We start from the raw sequence: 5,648 nt of genomic DNA on the forward strand, positions 1-5,648 counted from the left end.
TTAAAGAAAAATCAAAGATTTTCCTCTAAACCGGTTAGACCAAGAATGGGATTGTTCAAGTGGAAATAGATTCAGTAACTAAACAGAAAGTAGTACGGGAACGGACGTTTAAAGTCAGACTTTCAGAATCAGAATATCAATTGCTCGATGCCAATAATCCTTTTGGTTCAATCGCAAAGTTGCTACGTCAGTCAGCAGTAGATAAAGCAACAAAGATTTATAATTCCAAAGCAGATGATGCTGAAAAAATTAAATCAACAAAGATTGTTGAATCTTCATATAGCAAGACAGAGAGAAATTTAATCCTAGAATTGGGTCGTATAGGTAATAACGTGAATCAGATTGCCAAAGCGATTAATACGGATATTGCAGGGACAGGTACTTTTGACAAAGTGAAGTTACTTCATTTGTTGATTTCCATAGATCAACAACTTCGGGAGTTACGACCAGATGATCGTTGATTTTTTTAGACATGGTTCAGGATTATCTAAAGGTTGTCTAGATTATTTGCTTGGTGAAGATAGAGAGCGAGAACATGCACAGGTTTTAAGTGGTGATGTTGACTTGACCGCTCAACTGATTGATAGCAGTCCTTTTGCCAAGAAATATACCAGTGGTTGTTTATCCTTTTACGAGCATGCTTTATCTGACCAGGATAAACAGCAGATCATGCAAAATTTTGAGGAATGCCTTTTCCCTGGTCTCGATAAAGATCAGTACCAAATTTTATGGGTACAGCACCAAGATAAGGTGAATCAAGATACTGGAGAGACACGGCTTGAGCTGAATTTTGTGATTCCAAACGTTGAGCTTTCGACAGGCAAACGGCTACAGCCATTTTATGCGCCAGTGGATTTAGATCGAGTGGATCTGTTTAAGCAGATTACCAATGCAGAACATCAACTATATGATCCCGATGATCCGAACAATCAGCAGCTTTTAATCAATAAGAAGAACTTACCCAAGGATGTGAAGGATTTTAAAGATCAGTTACACCAAAGGATTTACCAAGCTGTAGTCGATGGCAAAGTTGCCGATCGGCAAAAATTGGTTGAATGGCTTGAATCGAATGAAATCAAAGTCACCCGACAAACCCAAAAATCAATATCAATCGAAAATCCATACGAGGGCGCAACACGTCCTATCCGTTTAAGTGGAGAGGTTTATGAGCAAGGCTTTAGCGCTACTGGCGAATATCGACAAGAAGTACAACAGCGAATTGCAACGTACCGAGGAACAACTTCTGAGCGGTATCGAGCAAACGTCACAGATTATCAAAGACAGCTTGAGCACAAGAGCCAATATCACAGCGACCGCTATCCAGCAGTCAGACGAGAAATTAGCGCAGAACCTACAGAACAGCTCACAGCAGATCGAGAAGCAGCTCGACCAGTACCAAGCCTTGCTACAGTCCAAATTGAGCCGTTTAAAGCAAATGAACGAGCAGATACAGACAAAAGAACAGCAAGTTCAGAACAAAAGCCTACTGAAACAGCTTACCACTTTGAATATGGCAATGATTTTGGGAGCTGCTATTTTAATTATTCTCATTATTGCGCTCGGTTTTATGGGCAAAAGCAAGTACAACGAGATACGGACACTCAATATGACCATCAACGAGAAACAAATGCGAGTGGATCACCTGAACCGATCGGGGGGCAGTTTGACGTTCAGCACATGCAGACAGCAAAACAGCAAAGCCCAACGTCTATGTATTCAGATCAACAAGGACGCAGGGGATTGGCAGAACAACTTCATGGTGCCGATGGGGTATTAAGTGATGACCGAATTAGAAACACAGTTATTGAAAATCATCGAAGAACAACAGCAGCAATTACAGCAACAACAAACTCAGTTGCAGCAGCAACAGCAGAGTTTAGACGTGATGCAAAAGAAAATTATCCAAGCCTTATCAGCACAATCAAAGGCAATGGAGAGCGTACAGACAGACTTAGTGCAAACACAAAAGTCATTATCGACAATACAGACACAATTTCACGAATTGGAAAAAAATACAGCGACCTATACCGAGCAGATCAATGGCAAAGTCAGGGAGATGAGCCAAATTACAACGAATTACGAGGACGTACTGGAGAAAATCTCAACCACACAACGGTCAGTCTCGTCACAAGTAGCCAAAGCTCAGCAGAATTTGCTCGAAACGTCCGAACTATTGAAGCGAATATCGTCCAAATGAAGGAACGGAAAAAGGAAATGGAGCAGCCCCAACCTAAGCGAGATCGGGGCATGAATTTTGGCATGTAGGGTTTATGCTCGATTCCGACTGTTGCTAATCAAAAATATGGAACAATGATTAAATATTAGGCGTGAAACGTGAAGAATCAATAAAAAAGCCCGACTTAGACAAGTTAGGCTTTTTTATTGATTGTAAATTATTGAAATAATTAAACTAATTTTGTATTTATGTGCACTAATGTGTGCACATAAAAGCGGAGACTTTAATTTGGTAGGGTTCTTTAAGCCCAGTCATTTCATCCTAATCATTTGGTCGAGTGACAATTGGAAAAGTTGAGTCTGGACGTTTAAACATTGCAAAGAATTTTCCAATTTCCAATGGATTGCCTTTGACTTTACTTTCGTTAGAAAGCAGGACTTTTACCCCTTTTATTTGACCTGTAATCATTTTTAGATATAAGGGCTTGGTTACGGTTAATGTTGGGCAATCCGATGCCAAATCTTTACTGTCATCATGACGCTTAAACTGCATGATTGAGTTTTCAACCCATAATGAAAAATTCTCTTGGGTATCCGACAAAACCAGATTGATACACTGGTTTTCATTTTTTAAATTTTCCACATCTAAATTTGTCGCCATGGCTTCAAGAAATCTTTCAGTTGGCGTGTGAATCAATAAATCACTCGGATCAGATGTATTTTGTAGGGGTACATTATTTTGTAGCTCTTGAGCACCCACCAAAAAGAAATTACGCCAAGTTGAAGCCTCAGCAGCATAGCCCAATTGACGATACGTATTTGCCAATAAGTCTTTTGCTTGTTGGTTTTGAGGGTTATTCAACACAATATGTTTTAAAATCTCGGCAGCCCATCTATAGTCAGCTTGAGCATAGGCATCCCGCGCATTTTTTAATGCATTATTCTCCCCACCTGCCAACTCAATATATTTTTTTGCAACAGCTTTAGGCGGTAATGGATCTAAATTGGAAGGATGAGCATCGAACCATCCCATATAGTATTGGTATATCGCTTTTACATTATGCTTTAAGGTTCCATAATAGCCATGCGCATATAGCTTTTGATCAAGTGCCGCTGGAAGCTGAATTTTCTCGGCAATTTCAGCACCATTAAAACCAGAGTTCATATATCTCACCGTCTGATCATGTGTGAACTTATAAACATCTCGCTGGGTTTTAATAAAATCTTGAATATTGTCATTGCCCCAGACAGGCCAATGATGTTGTGCAATCAATACATCGGATGCTTTGGCATGCTGCATTGCTTGGTCTAAATAGCCTACCCATTTTAAGGCATCACGGACTTTGGCACCGCGGAGGGTATAAAGATTATGCATGGTATGCGAAAGAATTTCTGCGCCATTATAAAGTTTCAGTGATGGGATAGAGAAGGTTAACTCTGCTGGCGCTTCTGAACCCGGCACGTTATAAAACACAAAATCCAAACCATCAATGGTCATTTTCTGTTCTGCTTGGGTGATCAGTTGTGTAGGCTCAAGGATTCCCATTTTCCCAACAGCAACAGCCTTACCTAAACCTGTATCCACCAATCCTTCAGCATTCTTTGGTAAAAAGGTTCCATACATATAGGTCGCACGACGTATCATGGCTGAACCTGCCATCAAATTTTCACTGGTCGCTTCTTCCATAAAGCCTTGTGGCGCAATAATTGGGGTTTTTCTAGCGTTAATTTCTTCTGTAGAAAGAACGCCTAATGCACCACCAAAATGATCGATATGGCTATGGGTAAAGATAATGGCTGAAATTTTTTGCTCACCTAAATGCTGCCTAGCAAATTTAAGTGCTGCTTCAGCCGTTTCTTTAGAGGTTAATGTATCCACAATAATCCAGCCAGTATCACCCTGAATAATGGTCATATTTGCCAAATCAAAACCACGAATTTGCCAAACTCGATCTGTCACTTTAAATAGACCAACATTATTGTTGAGCTTTGCTTGTCGCCATAGTGCAGGATTAACAGTATTTGGTGCTGGATCATTTAAAAAATTAAACGCATCAAAATCCCAGATCACATTGCCTTTTTCACTTTTAATTTGACCTGTTGGCTTGGCAATAAAGCCTTTTTGCGCATAATTAAACTCTGTCATATCGTCTAAATTATATTTCGTTTTATACGCATTATTTGATTCAATGACCGCTTTTTCGACTTGTCCATTTGCTGCAAAAACAGAAAATGGCAAAATAAACATCAATGAAACCGTTAAAAATTTAACTTTCATTGTCTTTCCTTCTTCAAAATATCCATAAATGTTGATTTCCTTGTCTATACTATTTTTGATATGTGTTGAATTAATAGAAGCTTTTCAATTCAAACATTATAATAACAGCCATCATTTTTTATGATGGAATCATAAAATAATATTTTACAAGAATATACCTGTTTTTATTAAAACTACGCAGTCCTTATTGGGCATGAGTTAGTAGGAGAGAAAAATAAAAATTTTGTTAAAACCTAAAGAAAAACCCCTCTGAGTCTTGCAACTTAGAGGGGTTTTGTCTTAAATTTGGTGGTACGCAGTTATTTGATGTTCGAGCATCAAGTAACGAAGATCATAAGGTTTGACGACCGTTATGATTTCACCTTTCGGCTTGTACCGCTTTTCAAATTCTATCAAATTGATAAAAAATGGCAAGCATTGTATCAGTAAAAAGTCTTTCGTTACCTGACTCTCGTTCATCCAATAAGCAATACATAGACAGTATTCGAGCCTTATCAGCTTCTGTGCATCCTTTTTAAGGAAGATATGCGGTGCATGTGGAGGGAATAAGTGTCACTGGTGCATCGTAGCGATAGTGAAAGCTGAGAAGCAGGAGCTGAACCGTTACAGGGGAATCCCACAAAAGCGGAGCGTTGAGAGTAGTTGTATAGGTTGGTTAAGTTGCATGTTGGAGAAATCCTCGCAGAGATACCGCCATACTTCGACAGGGAGCGCGTGGGGAGAGGTGCAGTACCTTTAGTCCTTGTCTGCCATGTATGTGAAGCATGGTGCGGATACGACCGATGCGTGGCTCCGTCAGCCTAATCAGGTTAAATCGGCAATACTTAGGGGATGTGTTATTTTTTGAATGACAGCCCTTAGGGAGAGTATTGCCGAAACTCTCTCAACGCTCACCATCTGCCTGAGCAAAGCGAGGGCTGTGGTGGTGGTGAGAAAGAGTTGAGTGCTATTGTTTTACAAGATTTATGCCAGTTCTTATTAGGGTTTATATACTGTATCATTTGATTAAATTTTAGTATAAATAATTCTTTCCCTTTTTAAATAAGCAAGGATACACAGTTACCCCTATTTCACTTCGTTTAATAGTGCTAAGCTGTGACCTTGATCAGGGGCTTCACCCCCGATACCCCCGAAAACCGGTTTAAAGAAAAATCAAAGATTTTCCTCTAAACCGGTTAGACCAAGAATGGGATTG

At 39.6% G+C, this 5,648-nt stretch carries 3 protein-coding genes; 2 read left to right on the forward strand and 1 reads right to left on the reverse strand.

The genetic code is table 11. The features are described 5' to 3' along the window. Positions 1–59 precede the first annotated feature (59 nt). Both B806_RS0114050 and B806_RS0114055 read left to right on the forward strand, forming a co-directional pair. Positions 60–461: a MobC family plasmid mobilization relaxosome protein gene (locus B806_RS0114050; RefSeq protein ID WP_004706792.1), complete on the forward strand. Its 402-nt coding sequence runs from the start codon at positions 60–62 to the stop codon at positions 459–461. Continuing rightward, positions 451–2,265, forward strand: coding sequence for a relaxase/mobilization nuclease domain-containing protein (locus tag B806_RS0114055; protein WP_004706791.1), 1,815 nt, complete (start codon positions 451–453; stop codon positions 2,263–2,265). Before B806_RS0114050 ends, B806_RS0114055 begins: the two co-directional genes overlap by 11 nt. 232 nt (positions 2,266–2,497) lie before the next feature. On the opposite strand, the gene B806_RS0114060 is transcribed toward B806_RS0114055, so the two are convergent. Further along, a complete protein-coding gene (locus B806_RS0114060) occupies positions 2,498–4,453 on the reverse strand; it encodes an alkyl sulfatase dimerization domain-containing protein (protein ID WP_004870594.1) in 1,956 nt (651 codons plus the stop codon). Positions 4,454–5,648: the final 1,195 nt, after the last annotated feature.

It is taken from the genome of Acinetobacter sp. TG2027, assembly GCF_000302435.1.
GTDB lineage: Bacteria > Pseudomonadota > Gammaproteobacteria > Pseudomonadales > Moraxellaceae > Acinetobacter > Acinetobacter pittii.

What these genes read in the sequence shown, in the direction of transcription:
- B806_RS0114055 (WP_004706791.1), top strand. Translation starts at nt 451, where the DNA reads ATGATCGTTGATTTTTTTAGACATGGTTCAGGATTATCTAAAGGTTGT.
- B806_RS0114060 (WP_004870594.1), bottom strand. Translation starts at nt 4,453, where the DNA reads ATGAAAGTTAAATTTTTAACGGTTTCATTGATGTTTATTTTGCCATTT.